Annotated in this window: 28 protein-coding genes; 8 read left to right on the top strand and 20 right to left on the bottom strand. The window is 61.4% G+C overall.

The window, feature by feature from the left end:
• Positions 1-105: 105 nt before the first annotated feature.
• Entirely contained in the window at positions 106-909 is an 804-nt protein-coding gene (locus tag POI8812_RS13480; RefSeq protein ID WP_108783246.1) for an SDR family NAD(P)-dependent oxidoreductase, read from the top strand.
• Positions 910-969: 60 nt separating this feature from the next.
• Here the strand turns inward: POI8812_RS13480 and POI8812_RS13475 are convergent, their stop codons facing one another.
• A complete protein-coding gene (locus POI8812_RS13475) occupies positions 970-1,716 on the bottom strand; it encodes a DUF1013 domain-containing protein (RefSeq protein WP_108783095.1) in 747 nt (248 codons plus the stop codon).
• A gap of 133 nt (positions 1,717-1,849) precedes the next feature.
• Here POI8812_RS13475 and POI8812_RS13470 point away from each other — a divergent pair, with 133 nt between their 5' ends.
• Positions 1,850-2,467, top strand: coding sequence for a ribonuclease T2 family protein (locus POI8812_RS13470; RefSeq protein WP_108783094.1), 618 nt, complete (start codon positions 1,850-1,852; stop codon positions 2,465-2,467).
• A gap of 141 nt (positions 2,468-2,608) precedes the next feature.
• Here the strand turns inward: POI8812_RS13470 and POI8812_RS13465 are convergent, their stop codons facing one another.
• Positions 2,609-3,595 carry an NAD(P)H-quinone oxidoreductase gene (locus POI8812_RS13465; protein WP_108783093.1) on the bottom strand — a complete coding sequence of 329 codons (987 nt, stop codon included), beginning with the start codon at positions 3,593-3,595 and terminating at the stop codon, positions 2,609-2,611.
• Positions 3,596-3,674: 79 nt separating this feature from the next.
• Positions 3,675-4,499 carry a pseudouridine synthase gene (locus POI8812_RS13460; protein WP_108783092.1) on the bottom strand — a complete coding sequence of 275 codons (825 nt, stop codon included), beginning with the start codon at positions 4,497-4,499 and terminating at the stop codon, positions 3,675-3,677.
• A 106-nt stretch (positions 4,500-4,605) separates the two neighbouring features.
• Between POI8812_RS13460 and POI8812_RS13455 the strand changes: the two genes are divergently transcribed.
• Positions 4,606-5,940 (top strand): MATE family efflux transporter, encoded by a 1,335-nt coding sequence (locus tag POI8812_RS13455; protein ID WP_108783091.1) that lies wholly within the window; start codon positions 4,606-4,608, stop codon positions 5,938-5,940.
• Positions 5,941-5,943: 3 nt separating this feature from the next.
• Here POI8812_RS13455 and POI8812_RS13450 read toward each other — a convergent pair whose 3' ends face one another.
• The 7 genes from POI8812_RS13450 to POI8812_RS13420 form a co-directional block, all read right to left on the bottom strand.
• Positions 5,944-6,462, bottom strand: coding sequence for a hypothetical protein (locus POI8812_RS13450; protein WP_108783090.1), 519 nt, complete (start codon positions 6,460-6,462; stop codon positions 5,944-5,946).
• Complete coding sequence (locus tag POI8812_RS13445) at positions 6,459-7,724, bottom strand: hypothetical protein (RefSeq protein ID WP_108783089.1); 1,266 nt, start codon at positions 7,722-7,724, stop codon at positions 6,459-6,461. Before POI8812_RS13445 ends, POI8812_RS13450 begins: the two co-directional genes overlap by 4 nt.
• Positions 7,725-7,780: 56 nt before the next feature.
• Entirely contained in the window at positions 7,781-8,521 is a 741-nt protein-coding gene (locus tag POI8812_RS13440; RefSeq protein WP_108783088.1) for a YebC/PmpR family DNA-binding transcriptional regulator, read from the bottom strand.
• A 123-nt stretch (positions 8,522-8,644) separates the two neighbouring features.
• A complete protein-coding gene (locus POI8812_RS13435; RefSeq protein WP_108783087.1) occupies positions 8,645-10,393 on the bottom strand; it encodes an SLC13 family permease in 1,749 nt (582 codons plus the stop codon).
• An 80-nt stretch (positions 10,394-10,473) separates the two neighbouring features.
• Positions 10,474-11,376: a DMT family transporter gene (locus POI8812_RS13430; RefSeq protein ID WP_108783086.1), complete on the bottom strand. Its 903-nt coding sequence runs from the start codon at positions 11,374-11,376 to the stop codon at positions 10,474-10,476.
• Positions 11,373-12,188 carry a TIGR00282 family metallophosphoesterase gene (locus POI8812_RS13425; protein ID WP_108783085.1) on the bottom strand — a complete coding sequence of 272 codons (816 nt, stop codon included), beginning with the start codon at positions 12,186-12,188 and terminating at the stop codon, positions 11,373-11,375. The genes POI8812_RS13430 and POI8812_RS13425 overlap by 4 nt, the downstream gene beginning before the upstream one ends.
• Before the next feature lie 9 nt (positions 12,189-12,197).
• Positions 12,198-12,761, bottom strand: a complete 564-nt coding sequence (locus POI8812_RS13420; RefSeq protein ID WP_108783245.1) for a 5-formyltetrahydrofolate cyclo-ligase — start codon at positions 12,759-12,761, stop codon at positions 12,198-12,200.
• Positions 12,762-13,142: 381 nt separating this feature from the next.
• Between POI8812_RS13420 and POI8812_RS13415 the strand changes: the two genes are divergently transcribed.
• Positions 13,143-13,586, top strand: coding sequence for an MmcB family DNA repair protein (locus POI8812_RS13415; RefSeq protein ID WP_108783084.1), 444 nt, complete (start codon positions 13,143-13,145; stop codon positions 13,584-13,586).
• Here POI8812_RS13415 and POI8812_RS13410 read toward each other — a convergent pair.
• The 7 genes from POI8812_RS13410 to POI8812_RS13380 are packed head-to-tail and all read right to left on the bottom strand — an operon-like array spanning position 13,583 to position 17,939.
• Positions 13,583-14,056 (bottom strand): DsbE family thiol:disulfide interchange protein, encoded by a 474-nt coding sequence (locus POI8812_RS13410; protein ID WP_108783244.1) that lies wholly within the window; start codon positions 14,054-14,056, stop codon positions 13,583-13,585. The genes POI8812_RS13415 and POI8812_RS13410 overlap by 4 nt on opposite strands.
• Positions 14,057-14,100: 44 nt before the next feature.
• Complete coding sequence (gene ccmD / locus POI8812_RS13405; protein WP_108783083.1) at positions 14,101-14,238, bottom strand: heme exporter protein CcmD; 138 nt, start codon at positions 14,236-14,238, stop codon at positions 14,101-14,103.
• A complete protein-coding gene (locus tag POI8812_RS13400) occupies positions 14,238-14,963 on the bottom strand; it encodes a heme ABC transporter permease (protein WP_108783082.1) in 726 nt (241 codons plus the stop codon). The genes ccmD and POI8812_RS13400 overlap by 1 nt, the downstream gene beginning before the upstream one ends.
• A 42-nt stretch (positions 14,964-15,005) precedes the next feature.
• Positions 15,006-16,040, bottom strand: coding sequence for a quinone-dependent dihydroorotate dehydrogenase (locus tag POI8812_RS13395; RefSeq protein WP_108783081.1), 1,035 nt, complete (start codon positions 16,038-16,040; stop codon positions 15,006-15,008).
• Positions 16,040-16,378, bottom strand: coding sequence for a DUF952 domain-containing protein (locus POI8812_RS13390; RefSeq protein WP_108783080.1), 339 nt, complete (start codon positions 16,376-16,378; stop codon positions 16,040-16,042). Before POI8812_RS13390 ends, POI8812_RS13395 begins: the two co-directional genes overlap by 1 nt.
• 40 nt (positions 16,379-16,418) lie before the next feature.
• The gene (locus POI8812_RS13385) at positions 16,419-17,033 is read right to left on the bottom strand and encodes an inner membrane-spanning protein YciB (protein WP_108783079.1); all 615 of its coding nucleotides are present in this window, start codon (positions 17,031-17,033) and stop codon (positions 16,419-16,421) included.
• Positions 17,034-17,939 (bottom strand): EamA family transporter, encoded by a 906-nt coding sequence (locus POI8812_RS13380; RefSeq protein WP_108783243.1) that lies wholly within the window; start codon positions 17,937-17,939, stop codon positions 17,034-17,036. It lies immediately after the preceding gene.
• A 371-nt stretch (positions 17,940-18,310) separates the two neighbouring features.
• Here POI8812_RS13380 and POI8812_RS13375 point away from each other — a divergent pair, with 371 nt between their 5' ends.
• A complete protein-coding gene (locus POI8812_RS13375) occupies positions 18,311-19,327 on the top strand; it encodes an AraC family transcriptional regulator (RefSeq protein WP_146186175.1) in 1,017 nt (338 codons plus the stop codon).
• 103 nt (positions 19,328-19,430) lie between these two features.
• A complete protein-coding gene (locus POI8812_RS13370; protein ID WP_108783077.1) occupies positions 19,431-20,396 on the top strand; it encodes an alpha/beta hydrolase in 966 nt (321 codons plus the stop codon).
• Positions 20,397-20,497: 101 nt separating this feature from the next.
• On the opposite strand, the gene ftsY is transcribed toward POI8812_RS13370, so the two are convergent.
• The 3 genes from ftsY to POI8812_RS13355 all read right to left on the bottom strand — a co-directional run bounded on the left by ftsY (position 20,498) and on the right by POI8812_RS13355 (position 23,379).
• A complete protein-coding gene (gene ftsY, locus POI8812_RS13365; protein ID WP_108783076.1) occupies positions 20,498-21,592 on the bottom strand; it encodes a signal recognition particle-docking protein FtsY in 1,095 nt (364 codons plus the stop codon).
• A gap of 71 nt (positions 21,593-21,663) precedes the next feature.
• A complete protein-coding gene (locus POI8812_RS13360) occupies positions 21,664-22,749 on the bottom strand; it encodes an NAD(P)/FAD-dependent oxidoreductase (protein ID WP_108783075.1) in 1,086 nt (361 codons plus the stop codon).
• A 75-nt stretch (positions 22,750-22,824) separates the two neighbouring features.
• Positions 22,825-23,379 (bottom strand): DUF2239 family protein, encoded by a 555-nt coding sequence (locus POI8812_RS13355; RefSeq protein ID WP_108783074.1) that lies wholly within the window; start codon positions 23,377-23,379, stop codon positions 22,825-22,827.
• 144 nt (positions 23,380-23,523) lie between these two features.
• Between POI8812_RS13355 and nudC the strand changes: the two genes are divergently transcribed.
• Both nudC and POI8812_RS13345 read left to right on the top strand, forming a co-directional pair.
• Positions 23,524-24,489, top strand: a complete 966-nt coding sequence (gene nudC / locus POI8812_RS13350) for an NAD(+) diphosphatase (RefSeq protein WP_108783073.1) — start codon at positions 23,524-23,526, stop codon at positions 24,487-24,489.
• Positions 24,490-24,513: 24 nt separating this feature from the next.
• The gene (locus tag POI8812_RS13345) at positions 24,514-24,948 is read left to right on the top strand and encodes a hypothetical protein (RefSeq protein ID WP_108783072.1); all 435 of its coding nucleotides are present in this window, start codon (positions 24,514-24,516) and stop codon (positions 24,946-24,948) included.
• The last annotated feature ends 130 nt before the right edge of the window (positions 24,949-25,078 follow it).

The raw sequence follows: 25,078 nt of genomic DNA, 5'->3' as shown, positions 1-25,078 counted from the left end.
TCTTTCGTGAATTAGCCGATTGCCTGAGGGGTCGCAAGACAGCCCACGATGATCTATATCGGTGATCTGGCTGCGCACGAGCGGTCGTTGTGGATGGGGTGCCCTATGGGCTCAGTGGCAGGAAAGTCGGTTATCGTAACCGGCGCAGCCAGCGGCGTTGGTTTGGCCATCGCGCGCAAGTTTGTTTCTGAGGGCGCGCGCGTAATGCTCGCCGATATTGATGATCACAAGCTTGATGCCGAAGTGAAGGCACTGCGCAAGGATGAGGATCGTGTTCAGCAATTCTCATGCGATTTGCGCGAAAAGCTGTCGATTGCGAATCTGATGGCCTCGACCATCGACCATTTTGACCGGGTCGACATTCTGGTGAATGCGGCGCGCCAGGTGATTTCCTCCGACCCGCTTGATCCCAGTTCCGACGTGTTTGATCAACTGATGCAGCAGAATGTGAAGAACTCCCTGCGCCTCAGCCAGATGGTGGCCAAAAAGATGATCGCCCAGGCGGAAGAGACGGGCGAGACGCGCAATGTCGGTGCGATTGTGAACGTCACATCGATCGCCGCGCAGCGCACCTTGCCCGAGCTTCTGGCCTATTCCGTAAGTTGTGCCGCGCTGGACCAAATGACGCGCAGCCTTGCCGTCGCCCTTGCCAAGGACGGCGTGCGGGTGAACGGCATTGCGCTTGGCGGTGTGATGACCGGCCATCTGAAGGATGCGCTGAAAGAGCGGGAAGAACTGCGCGAGGAGTTGACCGCCGTCACTCCGCTAGGCCGGATCGGCGATGCAGAAGAGGCGGCAGAGGCTGCGCTCTTCCTGGCTTCTGACAAGGCGAGCTTCATCACCGGGCAAATCCTGAGTGTGGATGGTGGGCGTACCAATCTCGACCCGCTCGACAGCCCGAGCAGCTAAAGAAAAAGGCGCCCCGGTTGCGGAGCGCCTTTCGCAAATTCAATCTCAACACCGCTGCGATCAGTCGTCGTCTTCGTCCTTGTCGTCCGATGCAGGCAGGTTGAAGAAACTCTCCGCATCCGGCACGGCTTCCTCTGCCTCTGGTTTGTCGGCAGCGGTTTCGGAGAAGGTGAAGTTCTCCAGCCCTTCCATGGCGGTGGGCATCTTCGGTTCTGCGGCAAGGCTTTCTTCCGTCGACATCAGGCGCAGCTTCTCTTCCTCAGTCAGCGCAGCACCATCCTTGGCTTTCTTGGCCACGGCCTTCGCCACGGCAGCGTCCAATTCGGTCTGACGGCACATGCCCAGGGCGACCGGATCAACCGGGGAAATGTTCGAGATATTCCAATGGGTCCGTTCGCGGATCGACTGGATCGTGGGCTTCGTCGTGCCGACAAGTTTCGAGATCTGGCCGTCGCTCAGTTCGGGGTGGAACTTGACCAGCCACGCGATGGCCGCGGGACGATCCTGACGCTTGGACAGCGGCGTGTAGCGCGGGCCCTTCCGCTTTTGCTCACCTTCCGCGGCGGGGTTGTGCTTGAGCTGAAGCTTGGCCTTCGGATTGTCCTCGGCGCGCTTGATTTCTTCGCTGGTCAGTTGGTTGTTGGCAATCGGGTCGAACCCTTTGACGCCAACGGCCACCTCACCATCTGCGATACCGTTCACTTCCAGCTCATGCAGCCCGGTGAAGTCGGAGATTTGCTTGAAGCTGAGGGTCGTATTGTCGACGAGCCAGACCGCCGTGGCTTTCGGCATAAGGGGCAGGGCCATGAGATCCTCCGGGAACCTGAGTACAAACTTTCCCCGTGCCGAGAAATCGGTTGGCCGGGGCCGCTTGCCGTTTCCGTAAGGGGGATTGCGAGGTATATAGGCGCAAATCCGGTGGGGATAAAGAGGTTTCGCAATGCGGGTGATATTGGCTTTTCTGATGATGGTTCTGCCTGCCAAGGCGCAGGATGTTGCGGGAGAGTTCGACTACTACGTCATGGCGCTTAGCTGGTCGCCCTCGTGGTGCGCGCTGGAAGGCGACGCCCGTGGGGCCGAGCAATGCGAGCGGTCTGTCGGGTTCATACTGCATGGGCTCTGGCCGCAATATGAAAGCGGGTGGCCCGATTGGTGCCGCACGGTGGAGCGTGATCCCTCCCGTCGTGAGACCAGCGATATGGCGGATCTGATGGGCTCCGGCGGCTCTGCTTGGCACCAATGGCAAAAGCATGGGCGCTGCTCAGGACTGTCTTCCCAAGACTATTTTGCCTTGGCGCGCGAAGCTTATGCGCGGGTGGAACGCCCTTCGATCCTGCGGCAGGTGGAGGAGACCTTGCGCCTCGATCCGGCGGTGATCGAAGCCGCATTTCTGGAGGTGAACCCGGGTTTGGAGGCGGATGGCGTGACCGTGACATGCCGCGACCGCCGCATTCAGGAAGTGCGCATCTGCCTGACCCGTGACCTTGAACCACGGCTGTGCGGGCAGGATGTGCGTCGCGATTGCAGCGCGACCGCATCATTTCCGCCGATGCGGTAAGCTGTCTCCAACAGTCGTTATCCACCTCTGACCTGAACATTTATGCATAAGCGCCGCCCCATAGGGGCGGACCGGCACCCGTTGCGCGGGTGCCTTGATGGATGCTGGGTTATTCGTGAAGCGAATGCGGTAGTGGAGCCTCTAAGGAACCAACACGATCTTTCCGATATGACCAGACGCTTCCATGCGCCGATGCGCTTCCGCCGCTTCGGCCAGGGGGAAGCTCGAATCCATCACCGGACCGATCCGCCCGGCAGAGATCAGCGGCCACACTTCGCGCTCCAGCGTTGCGGCCACACTGGCTTTGAAGGCGTCAGAGCGCGGGCGCAGCGTTGAGCCGGTGACGGTCAGGCGCTTGGCCATGACCTGCGCGAAGTTAACCTCTGCCTTCATGCCGCCCAGAAACGCGATCATCGAGAGCCGCCCATCGGGGGCGAGGGCACGGATGTTTCGGGGGATGTAGTCGCCACCCACCATGTCGAGGATCACGTCCACGCCACGTTTGCCCGTGGCGGCCCGGACCTCCTCAACGAAATCGGCCTCGCGATAATTGATGGCCTTCTCTGCCCCTAGGGCCTCGCAAGCGGCGCATTTGTCTGCACTGCCAGCGGTGGTGAACACCCGCGCACCACGTGCCGCGGCAAGCTGGATCGCCGTTGTACCAATGCCCGACGAACCGCCATGCACCAAAAGACTCTCCCCGGCCTGAAGCGCGGCACGTTCAAAGACATTCACCCACACCGTGAAGAACGTCTCGCAGAGAGCGGCCGCCTGTTCCCAATTCAAACCATCTGGCACGGGCAGGGCATGTTCGGCGCGGGTGAGCGCATATTCCGCATAGCCCCCTCCGGGCAGCAGCGCCGTCACCGCATCACCTACTGACCAGCGCGAAACGTTGGGGCCGATTGCGGCAACCTCTCCCGCAGCCTCCAGCCCCGGCAGGTCGGAGGCATCTGCGGGCGGATCGTAAAGGCCCGCCCGTTGCAGCGCGTCAGGGCGGTTCACGCCAGCAGCCTTGATACGGATCAGAATTTCGCCCGCACCCGGTGTCGGTACGTCACGGCGCGTGGGCACCAGAACCTCCGGCCCGCCCGCCTTGGTGATTTCGACGCAATTCATCTGATCCATGATCGGCTCCCCTGAGTGTTGAGGGGATTACCGCATGGCGCGCCCCCATGCTCAAGGGGCACGCAGGGTCAGATGCGCATTATCGCTTCTTACGAAAACTCTTGGACGGATCGGCCGAGCGGGAGACGGGGCGTCGCGCGGGCTTCGTGCTCTTCTTTACCGCTTCGCCTTCGGATCGCAGGCCCAGCTGATCGCGCAGCACCTTCGCCTTGATCTCATCCACACCGCCCGTGGGCAGGTCGCCCAGCTGGAACGGGCCGTAGCTGATACGGATCAGGCGGTTCACGTCCAGGCCCACCTCGGCAAAGGCACGACGAATCTCTCGGTTCTTTCCTTCACGCAGGCCCACAGTCAGCCACGCATTCGCGCCCTGCTGGCGGTCGAGCGTGACGGACATCGGGCGAAACCGCTCGCCCTCAATCGTGATGCCCCTTAGCAGCGGCGCTATCGTCGGTTCCGTCGGTGTGCCCTTGGCGCGCACGCGATATTTGCGCACCCATCCGGTCGAGGGCAGTTCCAGCTTGCGCTTCAGCTCCCCGTCATTGGTGAGCAACAGCAACCCTTCGGAGTTGAGATCCAGGCGTCCGATGCTCATCACACGCGGCATCTCAGGCGGCAGGCGGTCAAAGACGGTGGCGCGGCCCTTCTCGTCCCGGGCGGAGGTCACAAGGCCCGCAGGCTTGTGATAGCGCCAGATACGGGCGACGTCGGCTTCTGCCAGCAGTTGACCATCGACCTCGATCCGGTCCCGCTCTGTCACGTTGAGTGCAGGGCTGTCGATCACCTTGCCATTCACGCGCACACGTCCGTCACCGATCAAACGTTCGGCTTCCCGGCGCGAGGCGCGGCCGGCACGGGCAATGCGTTTGGCGATGCGCTCGCCGGGCGGAGTGTTCTGGGTCATGGCCTGCTCCTACGCCGCGTCGGGTGCGGGCGCAATGTCTGTCACCCTACAACATACGCGCAAATGCTGCTTGGCCCGGCGGGCTGCGCGGGTGTAAGGGCGGGGCATGACTGATGCGACCCTTCCCAATCACACCATTGCGGATCACATCCGCCGCACATTGACACTGGCCTGGCCGGTGATGCTGTCGCGCTTGGGTCTTGTCGGATTTGCAACGGCTGACGTGATCGTTCTGGGGCGCGCCGGTGCGCAGGAGCTGGCCGATTATGCCCTTGGCCTCGCCATCTATGACAGCCTGATGGCGGCAATGGCGGGTCTCTTGTTGGGCGTCGGCGTTCTGACCGCCCGCGAGACCGGTGCCGCCCGTGATGGTGCGGCAGGGACGATCCTGCGGCGTGGCATCCTCTACGGCCTACTCGTCGGGGTCGGAATGGGGCTGTTGCTGCAATTTGCCGAAAGCGGTTTTCTGTTGCTGCAACAAGAGCCGGGGCAGGCGGCCTCGGCTGCGGCGGTGACTCGGATGGTCGCCTTTGCCCTGCCATTCTTCGCCGTCTTCTTTTGCTGTGCAAGCTGGTTGGAGGCTCTTCATCATCCCAAAGTGGGCATGTGGGCCGTGGCCTTGGCCAACATCTCGAACCTGGCCTTCAACATCCTGTTTGTCTTTGTTTTCGACATGGGGGCCGTCGGGGCCGCTCTGGCAACCGTGCTCAACAGCCTGCTTCTGGCGGCGGGGTTGTGGCTCTACATCCACCGCATCTTCCCTCAGCGCAACCGGTATGGCGTGGGGGAGCGGAACGATGCGCCACCCGCGATTGAGCAGTACCGCATCGGGTTTGGGGGCGGGCTGAGCTTCACGTTCGAGGCGGGGGCCTTCGTGATGATGACCCTGTTTGTCGGCTGGCTGGGCACATTGGCGCTGGCCACCCATGCGGTGCTGTTCCAGTTGCTCGCAACCGTATTTATGGCCGCGTTCGGCATTGCGAGTGCGGTTCAGGTGCGCGTTGGCAATGCCTGGGGCCGGGGCGACGCGCGGGGCATGGCGCTGGCGGGTTGGACGGGTCTGGGGATGTGTACGGCGATGCTGCTCGTCGCAATGGTCGCCTTCCTGTTGCTGCCGTTGCCTGCATTGCGGCTGTTCACCACCGATCCCGCCGTATTGGCCGCTGCTGCTCCAGTGATGATCTGGATGACCTTGGCGCTGCTCTGTGATGGAAACCAGACGATCATGTCTCATGCCTGCCGGGGACGGGGTGATACATGGGTGCCGACGGCCCTTCACCTTGTCAGCTATTGGGTTGTCATGGTGCCTGCGGGCTATCTGTTCGCCATCCGGTGGGAGCATGGGGTTGCCGGCATCTATCAGGGGATCCTCGTGGCCAGCATCGTTTCGGTCACGCTGATGAGCCTGCGGTTCAGGGTGCTGACAAAGCGCGGCGTTTAGCCGTTACTCTAAGCATGTACCCTCGAACGCCGTGACGGGCCCGATGAACACTTCCATCGTGGTCGGTGTGTGCACCTGAAACGTGCGCCGCACGTCGAGGGCTTCCCAATCTTCCCCGCTTGGCATACCGAAATCCTTCAGCACGCCCGGACGCCCAAATAGGGTCAGCAACATCGGATCAACATAACGGCTCTCCCCACCCAGATCGCCCGCTGCATCGGTCGCATCGAAAGACACATAGTCCGCCGTCCAAGGCGTGCGGATCACATGCACTGTTGTGACATCCGCCGTGACAGAGGAGCCATCGGGTGCCGTCACCGTCATGCTGCCTTCCGAGTAGTAGGAGGTCGTCGTGTCACGCTCCTGCCAGACGCCGGTGATGGTGTAGGTCGCCTCGCCCTGCAGCGGCGTGCCCGGAAGGATCGTGCCGATGGCGTTGCCAGCCTCCATCTCAAAGCTCAGGGAGCAGTCTTGCGCATGTGCCGCCCCCGCGGCGAGCAAAAGGATAGGAAGGTATTTCATTGGGCATGGCTCAGGATGAAGGTGAAGTTTGCGTCCCGACCATCGGCGGTCAGGGCTGTCGAATGGCACCCCAGACAGCTTGCATCCAACTGGTCCTGAAAGAAGGTCTCCATCGTGATGTTGGAGGAATAGCGCGGCACCTCCCCCTGTCCGGCGAGTGGACTGGGCAGTGTTCCACGCCACTGAGCGTTGATCAGCATGTAGTTGGCCCAGATCGTGCCGGCCAAAGCCTCCTGAAAATGGGCGTTCACCACTTGCGTGCCCGCAAAGCGATCCCAACAGCGCACGACTTGGGGGGGCGTGACCGGTGCCCCGGATTGATCGCGGGCCAGTGGCGTTGCAGCCGCCCATAGGGCCGCGCGGGCCGGTTCATTCGCCTCCGGACTGCGCTCTGGATCGAAAAAGGCAAATCCCTCCGCCTGCTCTGGCGCCATGCACCCGCCGGGGAACAGTTCGGGCGCATAGATCGAATTGGGCGAGCGCGCATTCGCAGCAGTCGGGGCGTTGCGCACATGCTCGAATGTCGTCCAGATCCAGTCATCACCATTGCCAGAGGAGGTGCGCGTCACGATGTGAAATCCTGACAAGGCGACGGCGACATCGAGGCACATCGCCTCGCCATTCAATGTATCGCGTGCCGGGACGAAGACGGTCGCATCCCGCATCAGTGCGCTTGCATCGGGCTCTGCCACGATGCGCCAGGCGAGCTTCAACAGGATCGAGGGATGCTGACCGCCAACCTCCCCCATCGGGAAGGACACATCGCCTGCAAAGGCCATTTGCCCGGCCAGCGTATCGAGTGCGTTTGCTCGGATATAATCCGCCACGACCCAGTTCACGCGGGTGTCGTAGACCACAAAATTGCCCTCACGGTCGATCAGCTGGTGCCCATCTGCCTGCCGTGTCCCGTCAATGAGCAAGCGCCCCTCTGGCGCACCACATGCGGCGCGCGCTGCGTCCGCACCAAACAGCTCTGCGCGGCGCGGAAAGCTGTCCCAGGCGCGGGCGGCCTCGGGCGCGTCGCCGGGACGGGCACCGCCCTCTGGCCAGTTGAGGGCCAAGAACGCCTGCCATGCGAACAGATCGAACGGTTCCTGCACGGTCGGGCTCATCAGCATGTAGTCATGCGTGCGCACAAAGGCCGTCTGATCGGCGGGGTAGTGCGGACAAAACTGATCGTGAGGTTCAACAGCGCAGAGCGCGCGTTCCTCAGCGGCAAGCGAACTTGCGATCAACAAAAACAGGACTGCAAAAACGCGCATGGCGACCTCCGGTCAGGATGGTCGCCATGCTAACGCAGCTGAACGCGTTCTCAAAATCAGAGCTGTTCCATGATCTCGTCAGAGATCTCGAAGTTGGCAGTGACGGTCTGGACGTCGTCGTCATCTTCCAGCGCTTCAATCAGCTTCATCAGCTTTTGCGCGCCCTCCAGATCGAGTTCCGTAGTCGTCTGCGGCTTCCAGATCAGCTTTGTGCTCTCACTCTCGCCCAGTTCGGCTTCGAGCGCGTTGGACACCTCGTTCAGATCCGTGCCCTCGGTATAGATCGTGTGGCCTTCCTCGGTGCTCTCAACATCCTCCGCCCCGGCCTCGATTGCGGCCATCATCACGGTATCCGCATCACCTGCCTCGGCGGTGTAGGTGATCTCTCCCTTGCGGTCGAACATGAACCCGACAGAGCCGGTCTCGCCCAAATTGCCGCCGTTCTTGGAGAAGGTGGAGCGCACGTTGGAGGCGGTGCGGTTCTTGTTGTCGGTCATCGCCTCAACGATCACCGCGACACCGTTAGGTCCGTACCCTTCGTACCGGATTTCGTCGTAGTTCTCTGCATCACCACCCTGCGACTTCTTGATCGCGCGTTCGATCACGTCCTTGGGCACGGAGTTCGACTTTGCTTCCTTCACCGCAAGGCGCAGGCGCGGGTTTTTCTCAGGGTCCGGGTCGCCCATCTTGGCGGCGACGGTGATTTCCTTGGACAGCTTGGAAAACAGCTTCGAGCGCGCGGCATCCTGCCGGCCCTTGCGGTGCTGAATATTGGCCCATTTTGAGTGGCCGGCCATGGGGCGCCTCCGTTGATCAGTCGAATTGTTTGGCAGGTGTATAACGCCGCGCATGGGCGGGGTTCAAGCGATGCGCGGGCTCTTCTTCTTGGCTCAAATATCCGCGCCAAAGGCGCTGGCCGCTCAAAGCGGCCAGATGAACGGGATCACAAAGGCCGAAACGACGCCCAGCAGCAGGTTGAGCGGTGTTCCAACCTTTATGAAATCCGTGAATCGATACCCGCCCGGACCATAGACCAGCGTGTTGGTCTGATATCCGATTGGGGTCGCAAAGCTCGCCGACGCAGCAACCATGACCGCCACCACCAATGGGCGCGGATCGACACCCAGCGCCGCGGCAAGTCCCACAGCAATGGGCGTCACGACGACGGCAACGGCGTTATTCGAGACCAGCTCGGTCAGCACCGAGGTCAGCAAATAGATCGCCCAGACCAGCAACGGTGGCGGCAGGCTGGCCAGCGCAGGGGACAGCGCGTTGGCGATCAACGCGACAGAGCCCGATTCCTGCAGGCCCGCCCCGATGACCAGCATGGAAAAGATCAGCAACAGCAACCGACCATCGACAAAGCCAATCGCCTCGTCACTGTCGATAGAGCGTGTGACCAGAACGAAAGCCACCGCGATCACACCCAGAATATGGATCGGGGCGACCTGAAAGGCCGCGAGCACGACCAATCCAACCAGCGTCGCGATAACCCATGGCGCATGTTTCCGGCGATAGGCCCGCTCAACTGGCTGCGCGATGTTGACAAGGTCCACATCGCGGGCCAGCCGCTGGATATCCTCTGGGTCACCCTCGATCAGCAACGTGTCCCCGACACGCACAACCACCTCATCCAGTTGCCGGCCGAGGTTCTGGTTCCGCCGGTGGATCGCGATTGGATAGACACCATACCGCCGTCGCAGCCGCAGCCCGCCGAGTGTCCGACCCACCAGACGGCAACCTGGTGAGATCAGCGCCTCCACAGTGACCATGCGGCGGCCATCGGCCTCATCGACCATGACGACATCAGGGCTCTCCTTCAGGCCCAGCAGTTCGTTTACAGCCGTGCGCAGCACCACGCGGTCACCGGCGTGAAGCTCAACCTCGCCCAGATCCCGACGCAGCGATGCATCACCGCGCAGCACGTCGATTACCCGCATGCCCTGCCTGCGGAACAAGTCGATCTGTGTCACCTTCTGGTCGATCAGGCGAGAGTCCTGTGGGATCGCGACTTCGCAAAAGAATTTCTGCGCTTTCCGGTCGGTCAGAAAGTCGGCCATGCTTTCCCTGTCCGGCAATAGCCGCGTGCCCACCACCCGCAAATAGAGCAGACCCACCACGGCGAGGATCAGCCCCAGCGGTGTGACTTCGAACAGGGTGAACGGCTCCAGCCCTAGATCGCGCGCGACACCGTCAACCAGCAGGTTTGTGGAGGTGCCGATCAGCGTGCAGATGCCGCCAAGTATAGCGGTGTAGCTCAACGGGATCAGCAGACGGGACGCGGCCACCCCCATTGTCTTTGCAAGCCCGACAACAATGGGGATCAGCATCACGACCACGGGCGTGTTGTTCATGAAGGCAGACGCGGCCAGCGTGAACACCGCCAGACCAGCCAGCACCGCGACAGGTCGCTTGCCAGCCCGGGCCGTGATTCCGGCAGACAGGGCTGAAAGCGCGCCTGTGCGCACCAACGCGCCGGTCAGAACGAACATTGCGGCAATGGTCCAGGGCGCTGGGTTGGACAACACGTCCAGCACCGCCGCCTCAGCCACAACGCCCAGGATCAACATCGCGGTTGCTGCTGCCATGGCCACCACTTCAACGGGATAGCGCTCGGTAATGAAGGTCGCGAACATCGCCGCGACGATGACAAGGCCGACGATATCCATGGGCAAATCGAGGGAGAGCTGAGCCAGCAAATGACGCTCCTGCGCGTTCAAACCGTCAAAAGATGACCGAAAGTCGCGGTCTACTCAAGGGCTTGCGTCGATTGTTCGGTGCGACGGGGCTGCACCAGTGCAATGCCCGCCATCATGAGCGCCAGTGCAACCCAGACCCAGGCCGCATATCGCTCATCCAGTAGCAGCATCGACCAGATCACGCCCGATCCTGTCACAATATAGGCAACTTGTGCCGCAAAGACGGATCCTGCCTGACCGACAAGCCAGATATAGCCCGAATAGGCGGCCATATGGGTCAAACCGATTCCCAGAATGGCCCACTCGGCCGGTCCCCAGACCCGAACAGGATTGATCCACGTCCCCGTGGCGAGGGTTACGGGCACGATCACAACCGTTCCCAGCAGTGAGGCCCCGAACAACACGGCAATCGGATCCAGTCCCCGGGTGCCGAATTTCGCAAGGCCATTGCCTTCGATCGCATAAGACAGCGGCGCGATCAGCGCGATCAGGATCCATCCCGCCTTTGAGGGGTCCGGCAGGCTCGTTTCGGGCAGGGCGATCAACGTGATCGCCACCGCGCCCATGGCAATGCCCAACAGGCGCTTGGGGCCGGGACGCTCCAGCCCCAGGGCCCAGGCGACTGGCACCGCGAAGATCGGGACAATTGCGATGACGATGGCCATGATCCCGGCAGGTAACTCTGCCGCGGCGCGATAGGAAAAGCTGTTTGGAAGCAGGGTGCCGATGACCGCCACGAACACCATGATCGGCCATCCGTGACCCAAGCGCGGCAGGGCGCGCCCGGTCCCCTTCAACATCAGCGCAGTACAGATCGTGGCGATGATCAGTTGCCAGGCGATCAGTCCCCAGGGGCTGTGACCTGCGGTGACAGCGATCCGGGTCAGCGGAATGCTCAGCCCCCATGTGGTTCCGATCAGTGTCAGAAAGAGAAAGGCGCGCGCCGGGCTCATTCAGGAAGGGATTGTGCAAGACGGCCGCCCAGCCGGATCATCTGACAGGATGTCGCTTTGCCGGTCTTGTCATCGGTCACGACAAAAACACCCGCCAGTGTGGCTTCTCCCTCAGCCGGGGTGAAGCGGCCCTTTGGCATTCCGGTGATGAAGCGGCGCATCGGCTCGGCCTTTTCCATGCCGATCACGCTGTCATAATCGCCGCACATGCCGGCATCAGTCAGATAGGCGGTGCCTTTGCCGAGGATCTGCGCGTCCCCGGTGGGCACGTGGGTATGGGTGCCGACCACGAGGCTGGCCCGACCATCGCACCAATGGCCCATCGCCATCTTCTCCGACGTTGCCTCGGCGTGGAAGTCGACAAGGATCGCGTCCGCGCGCGCGCCCAGCGGCACACGCTTCAACTCCGCCTCTACCGCACTGAACGGATCGGCAAAGGGGCGCTTCATGAAGGTTTGTCCCAGTGCCTGAAGCACCATGATCCGGCGGCCGCGTCCTGCATCAAAGACGTTCACACCGCGTCCGGGGGCATCCTTCGCGTAGTTGAGAGGGCGGATGATCCGCGCGTCCTGCGCGATATGGGTCATCATGTCCTTCTGGTCGAAAGCGTGGTCACCCAGTGTTACGCAATCTGCCCCTGCCTCGAACAAGGCGGCGGCATGGTTGGCGTTCAGCCCCATGCCGTTCGATGCGTTTTCCCCATTTATGACAACGAAATCCGCACGCAGGCGCGTGCGCAGATCCGGCAGATGCTCTGCCACTGCATTGCGGCCTGCACGGCCCATGACGTCGCCAAGAAAAAGAATACGCATCCCGTTGCCTTAGCGCGGGGCGGGGGCGGGCACAACCACACCCGCCTCGGTCACGATCGCATCCAGTGGCTGGTCGGTCGGCTCTGGTGTCAGTTCCAGCTCCTGCGCGGCAAAGGCAAAGCCGATGGCTGGCGTCGTTCGTTTCGCGCGGAGTTTTTCCAGAGTGCGGTCATAAAACCCGCCGCCATAGCCAAGCCGATTGCCTGCGCGGTCGAAGGCGACCAGAGGCGCGATCAATAGTTCGGGCTCCACAGTTGCACCATCACGCGGCACTTGTGCGCCGAATGGCCCCGGTTCCAGCACGCAATCAGGGGTCCAGACGCGGAAGGTCAATGGTTGGCCCGCAGCGACGATCACGGGAACACAGATCGTCTTTCCGGCGCGATGCAATGCGTCCATGGCAGGAAGCGGATCGATTTCCGTGCGGATCGGCATGTAGCCAGAGATGATCTGCACATCATGTCCAGCAACGGTTGAGAGCAGGTGTTTGGTGGCGTCCCCCTGACCGCCAGCATGGGCGGTCTTACGGGCGGCAAAGGCGCGGGTGCGCAAATCGGTCTTCAAATCTGTCATAGCATCGCGATAGCGCGCCAATCGTCGGCTGTCGCGTCAAAAACGGCATCTGAGGTGGCGGGCCCGTAGCAACCGTGTCGGTCGGTATTCTCGGGACCTGGAAAACCAGGTGGGCGCCAGGTGCGATAGGCCAGGGCCAGTCGCAGAGCCAGCTCCCTCGAGAAAACGTAAGGCCTCGTGAATATTGGACGTCATACGAGAGGAACAGAACCCGCCGGAGGACACAGATAGCGTCGCGCCGCCACGACGCAACCCCGCGCACCTCCATTTGTGCCGAAATACGCTTCGCAGAGGCACGTTGTCGCTGCGGCCGGCGTATATTCCTGAAGGACGGAGCAGGACGAGACTTGATGGACGTTCATTATTTGTTCATGGTGTGGCATGACCGAATTTTCCGCCCCTGGCTTTGAGATCGCGCGCGGCGTGTGGCGCCACTTTGCCGCGCACGACATCACTGCGATCCCCGAATTCGTGCCCGCACGCGGGCTGCGGGTCGATCTGGCTTGTCTGACCGCGAAGGGAGAGGTTTGGATTGTTGAGGTGAAGTCGAGCCTCGCCGATTTTCGCGCCGATCAGAAATGGCAGAACTATCTCGAATGGTGCGACCGCTTCTTTTGGGCGGTGCCCGCGGACTTCCCGCAGGAGGTTCTGCCCGACGAAGGGTGCGGACTGATCGTGGCCGACCGGTTCGATGCAGCGATCTTGCGTGATGCGCCAGAGGATAAGTTGCCCGCCGCGCGCCGCAAGGCGATGACGTTGAAACTTGCCCGCACCGCAATGCGGCGACAGCTGCAATGGCTGGAACCTGATCTGGGCGATCTCTAGCCGCCCGCAGCCTCCGCAATCGCGGGGCGGATGCGGTTTTCGAGCGCGCTTTGCGTCACCGGGCCGGGAAAGCGCAGGATGATCTGACCATCCGCATCAAGGACAAAGGTTTCGGGCACGCCGTAAATCCCCCAGTCGATGCCCGTGCGGCCTGAATTGTCCGCACCCACACTTGTGTACGGATTGCCAAGCTCTGCTAGGAAGCCTTGCGCATTGGCCGGATCGTCCTTGTAGTTGATACCGACAATGGCAAGCCCCTCATCCGCCAGGTCCATCAGAACCGGGTGTTCAACACGGCACGGCCCGCACCAGCTGGCCCAGAAATTCACAAGCGTCACCTGTCCGGTCAGCTCCGGTTCTGGCATCCCCTCAAATGGGTCGATGGTCAACGTTGGTGCAGGCCGCCCTGTCAGGACAGAATCAAGCTCATCGGGGTTTTCCCGCAGCATACCCCACAGAAACACACCCATAATGCTGAGCGCGACGACCGGTACTATGGCGATCGGTGAGAGCTTCACTTGCGGCCCTCCAATTGGTCCAGCGTGCGGCGCGCTGCCCGGGCCCGCGCCATCGAGCGCCAGATCAGGCCGCCCAACAGGGCGAGGCTCACGCCATAGGCGGACAGCACATAAACCGCATAGGGATCTTCCATCACGACCTTTCCCGCGCCATCAAGGCTCTAGCGCGTCGGACCTGGATTTCGGTGCGCGTGCGCAGCAGAACAAGTGCGACGAAGAGCAGCACGAAGCCCGCGATCACGACAAGGCTGGGATACCAGAACACGTCGGCGACATTCTCCTCACTGTCGAGCGAGAGGGACGCACCCTGATGCAGGCCCTGATTCCAGATCAGAACGGCGTATCGCGACAGCAACGCGAAGACACTGCCGACCAGACATAGGACCGATGTCAGATCGGCTGCGGTGTCGGGATCCTCAACGGCCTCCCACAATGCGATATAGCCCAGATAGAACACGAACAGCACAAGGAACGAGGTCAGCCGCGGATCCCACTCCCACCACGTCCCCCACATTGGTTGACCCCAGATTGCCCCGGTCAGCAGACCGATCAGCGTCATAACCGCCCCGATGGGTGCCGCCGCGCGCGCGGCAAGGGCAGAGACGTGGTGCCGTCGCACCAGCCAGATCAGCGAACAGATCGCCATCATCAGCCAGACCTGAATCGCCATCAGCGCGGCAGGGACGTGTAGATAGAAAATCTTGACGGTTGAGCCTTGCCGGAAATCATCCGGGGTGAAGAAATAACCCCAGATCAATCCGCCGCCCAACAGAATGGCGGCAAGGACAGAGACCCAAGGCAGGACCTTGTCGGTCAGTCGGGTGAAGCGGGCCGGATTTGCGAATTCCCAAAAGCTCATGGCCCACACCTAAACGCCGCCTATCAGGCGCGCAAGCGTTGCTCAGCGATGATCGGCACCAACCGCCTCGACAACGCTCACAAAGCCGTCAGCGGCGAGCAAGCGCTCCAACTCATCAAGAATTGTCCCGACGAGAGAGAGCCCGTGATAGCCCAAAGCCGTATAGAGCTGCACGGCCGACGCCCCTGCGCGGATCTTGGCATGGGCCTGCTTGCCGGAGGCGATGCCGCCCACACCCATCAGGGGGACCGTGCCCCCTGTCAGCGTCCACAAGTCCCGCAAAACCTGGGTGGAACGCTCGAAAACCGGCGCACCGGACAGCCCGCCCGCCTCTTGCGCATGCTGATTTTGCAAGCCTGCGCGGGACAGCGTTGTGTTGGTCGCCACGATGCCGTCAATGCCCGTGTCCTGCGCGACCTTGGCAATGTCGGCCAATTCGGCCTCGGTCAGATCGGGCGCGATTTTCAGGAAGATGCGCGTGTTGCCCTGCCGCGCCTCCATAACCCCGTTAAGCAAGGCCGAAAGGGCTTCCGCACCTTGCAGGTCCCGCAATTTTTCCGTGTTGGGAGACGAGACATTCACCGTCGCAAAATCGACGTGCGGTCCGGCCCGGCGCAAAACAGCGGCAAAATCAGCTGCCTTGTCATCGCTGTCTTTGTTGGCTCCCAGATTGAGGCCCACAACACCGCTGCCTTTGCGCGCGGCCAGACGACCGGCGATTGCATCAACCCCGTCATTATTGAAGCCGAACCGGTTGATCACCGCGCCATCCTCAGGCAGGCGGAACATCCTTGGTCTGGGGTTGCCGGGCTGAGGTTGCGGTGTCGCTGCACCGACCTCAATGAACCCGAAACCTGCCGCGCTCAACGCATCGACGGCGACAGCGTTCTTGTCAAAGCCAGCGGCGAGGCCCAGCGGATTTGGAAGGCTCAGCCCCGCAAAGCTGCATTCCAGCCGGGGTGAGGTGATCGGGCCGGGTTTTGGGCCAAAACCCATTTGAAGCGCGCGCAAGGCCAGACCATGGGCACGCTCTGGATCCATCCGATGCAGAAGGGAGAGGCCCGCGCGTTCCAGCATCAGGCAACCTCCTCGGGAAAGGAATGGCCTTCGCCATCGAGGGGCAATGGCATATGATCTGCAACGTCGCTCATGCGCAGCGCGCGATAGAGGTGAGGGAACTCCACACCGCCACGGGACACTTCCCAACGCAGATCCTGACCCAGCCCGTCGGCCTCGACCAGCACAAGGACCAATCCATCGATGCCGGCAAAATATTTCGACGCGGTTTCCCGCACGGTTTCGGCTGTTGAGAAGTGAATATACCCGTCTGTCAGGTCTATGGGCGCGCCAAGCGTCTGACCCTCAGCGACGAGCTGTTCCCACTCTTCCGCCCGGAAAATCTTATAGATCAACATGTTCAAATACTCTCTGTGCGGTCTGGTCACCGACGAAGGCCTATTCCTCGCCCTCAGTCTCTTCCGTCGAATAGCGGTTCAGGATCGGAAATTGCGTCGCGAGAAAGGCGAAAGTCAGGATCAGCTGGCCCCACGCGTCAAGGAACACCCAGACGCCTTCTGACATGAAACGCCAGACGATCTCGTTCAGCACGGCCATGAAGGTGAAGAAGAAGACCCAATTTCGCGTGAAGATCCACCAGCCTTCCTCGCTCAGCGGCATGAACTCACCGATCAGATAACGCAGGTAGGATCGGCCCTGCACCCAAAGCCCGATCCCCAAAACGCTGGCAAATATCCCATAGACGATCGTGGGCCGCATCTTGGTGAACGTATCGTCGTTCAGCCAGACCGTCAGCCCGCCAAAGACAACCACGATGACCGCTGTGAAGATCGACATGCGCGGTAAGGTGCGAGTCAAAACCCAGCTCACAATGAGTGAGGCCAACAGCAGCGGTACGAAGATGATGGTGGCCGCGACAACCCCCTCATAGGCTGTCCCGGCAAGAACCAGCGGCTCTTCCGCGAAGCGCTGATACCCAAAGAAATAGGCGGCGACGGGGCCGATCTCCAACACCAGTTTGAGGATCGGATTGATGGATTTCGGCTCGGCCATTCAGCCCCCCATTTCGACCAGCACCGCGCCCAGCGCGATGGCGGCCATCAGGGCCGCGCGCAACGGTCCTACGGCCTCTCGCAGGAAAATCCAACCGATAGCTGCGGCAAAGACGGTGGATGTTTCGCGCAGGACCGCGGCCTCCCCCACTTTGTCGAGGCGGGTGGCCAGCATCGCGGAGCCAAAGCTGACAAACCCCAGCATACCCCCGATCCAGCCGCGCAGCAGCAAGGGACCGACGGCGGGGCGCGCCTCCATCCGGCGCCAGCGGGCAAGCGCGATCCATGGAAACAGAAACAGGCCGTCGACCACGAAAAACCACGCGAGAAAGGTGAAGGGATCCGCAGCAAGGCGGATGCCATAGGCGTCATAGACGGTGTAGAGTGAGGTCAGAAACCCGGTGAAAATCGCAAGCCCGATGGCCTGCTTGAGCATGTCCCGCCCCAGCGTGACACCTTTGAGATTTACCATTGCCAAGGCAATGATCGCCAGAGAGACCAGTATGGTGCCAACCCACTGCAAAGGCTGGAAATACTCCCCAAAAACCAGCCCCGCGCCCAACACGGTGACAATCGGCGCAGTGCCGCGCACGATGGGATAGACGACCGTGTAAGCGCCGCGGGAATAGGCCATCGCCATGCAGAATTTATAGGCCGCATGAATGACGAAAACGCCCACGAGGATCAGCCAGAGTTGCGGCGTGGGCCACGGCACGAGGTAGAGCGCGATCGGCAGCGCCATTAATCCGTAAGAGATGTCGATGGCCCCGCGCACGAGCCATGGATCACAGCGACCCTTTTGCAGCGCGCCGAAGATTGCGTGGGCCAAAGCGGAGTTGAGCGCGAGCACCATGGCCGCAAAATGCCCCGCTTCCGTCCCCTCGATTGCATAGACCCAATCCGTCATGCCCCCGGTGGACCACGCCAGATCAAATGGCGCAAGCGCGGGATGTGGACCATCCCCGGATCGACCAAATTCAGCCGTACACAAGACGTGCACAAAGCGTACACAACCCGTGCACCGACGAGGCAGACGCCGAGACGGGGCGGGGACGTTGAAGATTTGTTAGGCAGTGTGTGGCTTAGAGATTCGCAGATATGGACGAATGTCGGATCGGAGCCCATAACAACAGATGCCGCACCTGGCGCAATTGGCCGCTTTCATCTGTGTCGTCTAACTGTTTGGCGCCCTCTGCAAGTCATTTGTCGCTTTGTGCGGCTGGAGAAGTGATCCCTTCACCTTAAACTTGCCTCACCATCTTTGCTGGGAGCCCAACTTTGCCAAATCCACAAGACCTTCGCGTGCATGTCGGAAAGGCTGCGCGTATTCTGATGTCTGAGCTTGGCCTTGATCCTGTAATCGTATTGCAGCGCGCAGCTCTGCCGTCAGGATTACTCGAGGGTGATGGTAGGAAGATCCTGCTCGGTGAGTACTATCGCCTTATCTCATCCGTAACGGACGAGGCCGCGGACCCGCTGCTTGCTTTGAAATTGGGCGATGCCGCAGGGATCGACTATTTCGATCCAGCCTTCTTTGCTGCGATGTGTTCGCCAAATATGAACGTGGCCGCAGTTCGACTAGCCGATTACAAACGGCTCGTTAGCCCATTCATGCTTGATGTTGAGATCGGCTCGGGTGCCACCCAAATCGCGTTCGTTTGTAAATCCGATGCACCCATCCATCCCACAATGGCTCTGACGGAAATAGTGTTCCTCGTTAACTTTGCCCGCCGTGCGACGCGCCACCAGATTATTCCACAATCGGTTTCTATGCCTTTTCATCCACCAGATGCCGTTGCCTATGAAGCGCATTTTGGATGTCCGATCGTGCAAGATGTGCATAGGTCTGTAACCTTCACGGCGGTTGATGCCAGACGCCCATTTGTCACCCATGATGATGAGATTTGGGCCCTGTTTGAGCCAGGTTTGCGGCGTAAGATTGAGGACGGAGGCAGTGATCCGACGACACGAACCAAAGTGGCGCATTGCCTGAACGAACTTTTGCCCAGCGGGCGTGCGACTGTTGAGGATGTTGCGCGTGAATTGGCGATGAGTAAGCGCACATTACAACGCCGCCTTGCGGACGAGGGAACGAACTGGCTCGAAGTCCTGAGTGACGCCCGCGAGGCCTTGGCAAAACACTATCTGGCGACAACGGAATACGGGACGGCGGAAGTCAGTTTTCTACTAGGCTATGAGGACCCGAATTCCTTCTTCAGGGCTTTCAAGCGGTGGGAAAACACGTCACCAGAGATGTGGCGGGTTCAGCACAGAGACCAATCAGTACTGCACTGATGATTGGCGCTTACGGCAAGCGGATTGGCATCTCCTGCGAGTGCTGAATGCAGATGACCGGCTTAGGTTTGATCAAACTCGATTTGCTTAAGGAGTGCCTACAATGGCCCGTATCACCCGTTCCATGTATCACAAAGACCTCCAGTCGGGCTATCTCGCAGGCCGGATCGTCACGTGGATGTCGCACCGAGATTGGGCGTTGCGGGTGATGCAGCGTTTCATGTTGCAGCCATCCGTCGGTCAGCAGATCGAAGGTTTGATCAATGACGAAATATATATCCCAAGTCAGGCCTCGCCCGGTCACAAGATCCGCACCCGCGTTTACAAACCGGTTGGCGCTAAAGGGCCTTTACCCGCGATGCTCTATGCTCACGGCGGTGGCTACCAAGTAGGTGTGCCAGAGCAAGCGCATTCGTTCTATGACGACATCATCAAGCGCCGAGATGTCGCGATTATTGCCCCTGCCTATCGTCTTTCGCTTCAAGGTCATCCTTATCCCGCTGGGCATGATGATTGTTTTGATACGCTTCGCTACATGAGGGATAATGCTGCTGCACTTGGCATTCGCAGCGATAAATTCATCATCGCCGGCCATAGTGGGGGCGGCGGCATGGCAGCGGCTGTCACGCTGAAGGCAGTTGACACTAAAGTCGCCGAGATCGCGTTCCAGATGCCTGTTTATCCGATGCTAGATCACAGAAACCAAACGACATCTGCACGCGAGATGCAGGGGTCATTGATTTGGGACGGCCAGTCAAATGTACGCGCGTGGGCGAAATATGTAGGCCATCTAAAAGGCGAAGTTCCAGACTACGCCTCACCGGCCTTGCGCAAAGTTCTGTCTGGCCTGCCGCCGACAATCAGCTGGGTCGGCGACATGGAACCGTTCAAGGACGAAACAATCCAATATATCGAGGCATTGGAACGCGCAGGCGTGCCAACCAAATTCAAACTCTATGAGGGCGGCTATCACGCGTTTGAGTTGCTTGTGCCAAATGCAACGATTTCCAAGGATGCGAATGAATTCCAAGTCAGCGCATTTGCTGAGTATTACGATAAATACCTTTAAGCAGACCTCTAATTCGACACCAAGAACGTCCGCTTCGTCCCGCACAGCCGACAGGGCGTGACTGCATCGGTTTGGTTTGGCATTCGCCAGTGGGCGGGATCTTACCCCTCGGCCCCGGTCAGCGCTCTTGCGAACTCTTCGGGGTCGAAGGGGGCGAGGTCGTCTATGCTTTCGCCTACGCCCACGGCGTGGATGGGCAGGCCGAAGCGGTCGGCCAGGCTGACGAGGACGCCACCTTTGGCAGTGCCGTCGAGTTTGGTCATTACGAGGCCTGAGACATCGGCGATCTTCTGGAAAATCTCCACCTGACTGACCGCGTTCTGGCCGGTCGTGGCGTCCAGCACCAGCAAGGTGTTGTGGGGTGCGTCGGGGTCTTTCTTACGGATCACGCGGACAATCTTGGCCAGTTCTTCCATCAGGTCAGAGCGGTTTTGCAACCGGCCCGCGGTGTCGATCATGAGGAGGTCGGCGCCGTCCGCCTCTGCCTTTGCCATCGCCTCATATGCCAGTGAGGCGGGGTCGGAGCCTTGCGGCGCGGTCAGAACGGGGACGCCTGCACGCTCTCCCCAGACCTGCAATTGCTCCACCGCCGCCGCGCGGAAGGTGTCGCCCGCCGCGATCACCACGGATTTGCCCGCAGCGCGGAACTGGGAGGCGAGCTTGCCAATGGTCGTGGTCTTGCCCGAGCCGTTGACGCCCACGACCAGCACGACCTGCGGTTTTTTGGGGTAGAGCGGCATGGGGCGGGCGACTGGCTCGATGATATTGGCGACCTCGGCGGCGAGGGCGGTCTGGATCTCGGCTGTCGAGAGCTTTTTGCCAAAGCGCCCTTCGGCCAGGTTGGCAGCGACCTTCAGCGAGGTCTCGATACCCATATCGGATTGGATCAGCAACTCTTCTAGGCTTTCGAGCATCGCGTCGTCCAGCACGCGGCGTGGCGCGGTGTCGGTGCGTCCAAGGGCACGGGCGAGGAAGCCGGGCTTCGCTTCGGCCTTTGGTTCGGGCGCTGGGGTGGGGTCTGCCACTGGCATCGGGGCAACCTGTGCCGGCGCGGGCGGTGCGGTCAGCGGTGCCTCGGGCGGATCAGCGGGAGCCTCCTCAGGAGCGGGGGCCTCGTCAATGATTGCCTCAAGCCCCTCTTCCAGCTTTGACGACGATTTGGTCAGGCGCTGGCGCAGTTTGGAAAAGAAGGACATCGGCAAGGCTTCCCTGATAGCTCTGCCCCCTACCTATAGCGCCCACGGGGCGGCGAAAAGGGGCGATGACGTCAGCGCCAGCGGGACAGGATGGGCTCTGCCCCCTGTTCGAGCGCGTCGGCGACATCCTGCCCTGTCAGCGCGCCGAATTTGAAGCCGTGGCCGCTGTCGGCGCTAAGCCAGAGGGTCCGGCATTCCTCTATCAGCTGAAAGTCCTCATTGGGAGCCATGAGGTAGAAATTGGCCACCGTGCGCACGGGGCGGTAGGCGTCGATGTCGCGGAAAGCGCCGCGATAGGCCCCCATGATCTGGGCCGTGTCCTCAGCTGTCGCGGTGCGTTCGGTGGCCGGATCCCCGGGGCGGGTGTGCAGGCCGTATCCAAGTTTGAGTGGGAGCCCCGCGACAGGGGGAATGCCCCAGAGGTCGGTGTCGCCGCCCATATCGACCCAGGCAGGTCCATCGGTCCAGGCCGCTTGCCATTGGGATGGAACCTCCGCATAGACCACGGTGGAGCGGCGGGGGTGACAACGTTGGGCAAAATGATCGGACAGGGCGGGCAGGCCGACGCCTGCGGCGACGATCAGGCGGTCGGCCTGTAGCTGGCCCAACGGCGTCTCGACAATTGCACGCTCGGCATCAATGGAGCGGGCGGGGCAGTGCGCGTGGAGCGTCGCGCCGTTGGCCTCAAGCCAGGCCAGAAGCCCCTCGACGATTTTGTCCGAGAGAAGCGCGCCACCGGTCTGTGTGAGCAAGCCAAAGCGTAGGCCGTCTGTTTCGAGCATCGGATAGCGTTGCGCGATCTCCGGTGGGGAAAGTGTGATGTAGTCTTGCGCGGTCTCGTCGAATGCGATGCGGGACCGATCGGTCCAGTCGCCGGGGGCGCGGCTGAGCGATAATACGCCGCGCTGTGTGTAGGAGTGACTGCCGATATCGGCAAAAAGGGCGTCCCACGCAGCGTAAGCCTCACCAATGCGGGCGGCAAGCTTTGGCTTTCCGGCATAGTGGCCGCGGATCAGGCGATGATGGTCCCAGCTTGCGGCCTCTGGATTGGGCAGGGGGCCTGCCTCGATCAGTGTGACGGACCAGCCTCGCAGCAACAGGGCGCGGGCGGTGGACAATCCATTTATCCCGGCACCGACGATCAGAGCGGTTGGCATATGCGGTCCCTTTCACTGCGAGGCTGCCCGATGGGCAGGATGCAGGCTGCGGGGCGGACGAACAAGCGGGTTTGCCTATCCGTCCGCACGATAGTCTAGCAGGGTCCAGATATGGGTCACGACATCTTTGGGCCACTCCTGCATCAAGGCTTCTGCCCCGCGCAAATCGTTGGCGTAGAGCTTGCGGCTCGCCTCTTCAAAGCCGGGAAGATCGCCTGCCATTGACGTCATGAACTGCCAGGCCGCGTCGATGCGTTGGCGGGGCAGGCTGTCGCCACGTGCCTCGGCCTTGCGCGCCTCATCGACCAGACGGCGCAGGGCTGCGGAGGCCCCGCCACGCTGGCTGGCCAGCCAGTCCCAGTGTCGGGGCAGAAGCGTGACTTCGCGCGGTGTGACACCGAGCTTGGGTCGTCCGCGCCCGCGGGAGGGCGGAGCGTAGCGCGCGCGAATGTCGGCTTCGCTGCCGCGCAAGTCGAGGTCCATCTCGTGCCCCGTACTGTCACGCCAGATAAGGATCGGGGCGTCCCCGCCATACCGGGACAGGGCGATGGCAACTTCTGCCGCAGGTCCGCTGGCGAGACGTCGCGTGCCTGCGAAGGCGGTTAAAGTGCCGGAAATAGGGGTGGTCATCGGAGAGCTCCTTTCGCACGGCATTAAATACCCGGGTAAAAATGATTCCACAATATACCCGGGTAAAATAATTCACGTGGCGTTCGCCTTCCGCCGCGCAAGGTGGCGTGCTAGCAGGCGTCACCCGACCAGAAGGGATGCGCCATGTTTGAAGATCGCGTGACATTTGCAGGCACTGAGCTGGACCGTGCGGCCCATGTGCGAGAGACGCAGGCGGCGCTGGATGCAGCCTGGACCCATCCTCAAGCGCGTGTGGCCGCATTCTGGCGCGGCAAACCGCTTTTGACCGAGGGTGAGGCCCCGCGCACGGTTTGGCTGGACGTCTCGCATCCTGTTCTGAGCCACGCGACGAAAGCCCCGCTGTTTCTGGGAGAAACGGCCGAGGGCGCGCCGCGCTTTGCCCATGATCTTTCGAGCTGGGATGAGCCTGTCGCCGATCCTGAGGAGCTGGCGCAATTCCTGGACCCGTCGCGCAATTATGCGCCGGGACTGCCCGACGGTACCTCATTCGGTGATATGCGGGCCAATATCGGCCAGCTGGACCGGGCCGATGCCGGCACGGCGGCCACCGCGCGTGGTATGCTCGAATGGCACCGGACCCATGGGTTCTGTGCGCGCTGCGGACATGAGACAGAGATCGACAAGGGGGGCTGGGCGCGGCGGTGCCCGTCCTGTTCGGCCTCTCACTTTCCGCGCACCGATCCGGTGGTCATCATGTTGATCACCCATGGTAACGACGTGCTGCTGGGCCGTTCGCCGGGGTGGCCGCCGCGCATGTATTCGCTGTTGGCAGGCTTCATGGAGCCGGGCGAAACGCTGGAGGCGGCCGTGCGGCGCGAAGTGCGTGAGGAAGCGGCGATCGAAGTCGGCGAGGTGCGCTATATCGCGTCGCAGCCCTGGCCCTTCCCGGCCTCACTGATGCTGGGTTGTGGCGGTGTTGCGACCAGTCGCGAGATCACCATCGACCCGGTTGAAATGGATGATGTGATCTGGGTGAGCCGGGAGCGGTGTGCCGCCGCTATGGCCGGAGATGATCCAGAGATCGTTCCCGCGCGCAAAGGGGCCATTGCCCATACGTTGATAGACCTTTGGCTGCGCGATCTTGCGTGAGCCTGCCTGCTCGAAGGACCTTAGATGAAACTGACAAGTTCGACCCGTGTGGCTGCTGCCGCAGATACCGTGCGCGCCACATTCGCGAACCCTGAGGAGCTGCTGGACGGCGTGAATGCCATCGCTTTGACACCAACCGGTCCGCATGAGTGGGAGATGCAGGTCGAGATGGGTGGCCGCTCGGAAAGCGGGACGCTGCGCTATGTCGAAACGGTGGGCGATACTGTCCAGCATGAGGCGCTTTCGGCCGGGCTTCAGGTGCTGATCGCCGGGCATTGCGTCGCGGCCGGAGACGAAACCGATTTGACGGTGGATGTCGAAATGAAGGCGAAGTCGATGAAGGCGAAGATGTTCCTGCCCGCGCTTTCGATGATGCAGGGGCAGATCGAGAAGGGTCTGGACAAGGCGCTGGGCAAGCTGGCCCGGCGCATGGCAGAGGATGGCGCGTCCGCGGAGTAAGCGCCGGTTGCACGCTCTGGGCCAATCGGCGGGTCGCTGATCTGCGGCGACGTAACCAAACGTCGTGTCGTGCTTGGCGGGCTGGACAGGGATTGGCGCAGGGCTACCCTGCCTGAGAAGACGTCCAAAG

Origin of the sequence: Pontivivens insulae (assembly GCF_900302495.1) — a bacterium.
Classification (GTDB): Bacteria; Pseudomonadota; Alphaproteobacteria; order Rhodobacterales; family Rhodobacteraceae; genus Pontivivens; species Pontivivens insulae.
The sequence above is the reverse complement of the archived record's forward strand: the minus strand, read 5'-3'. Positions and strand labels throughout refer to the sequence as shown.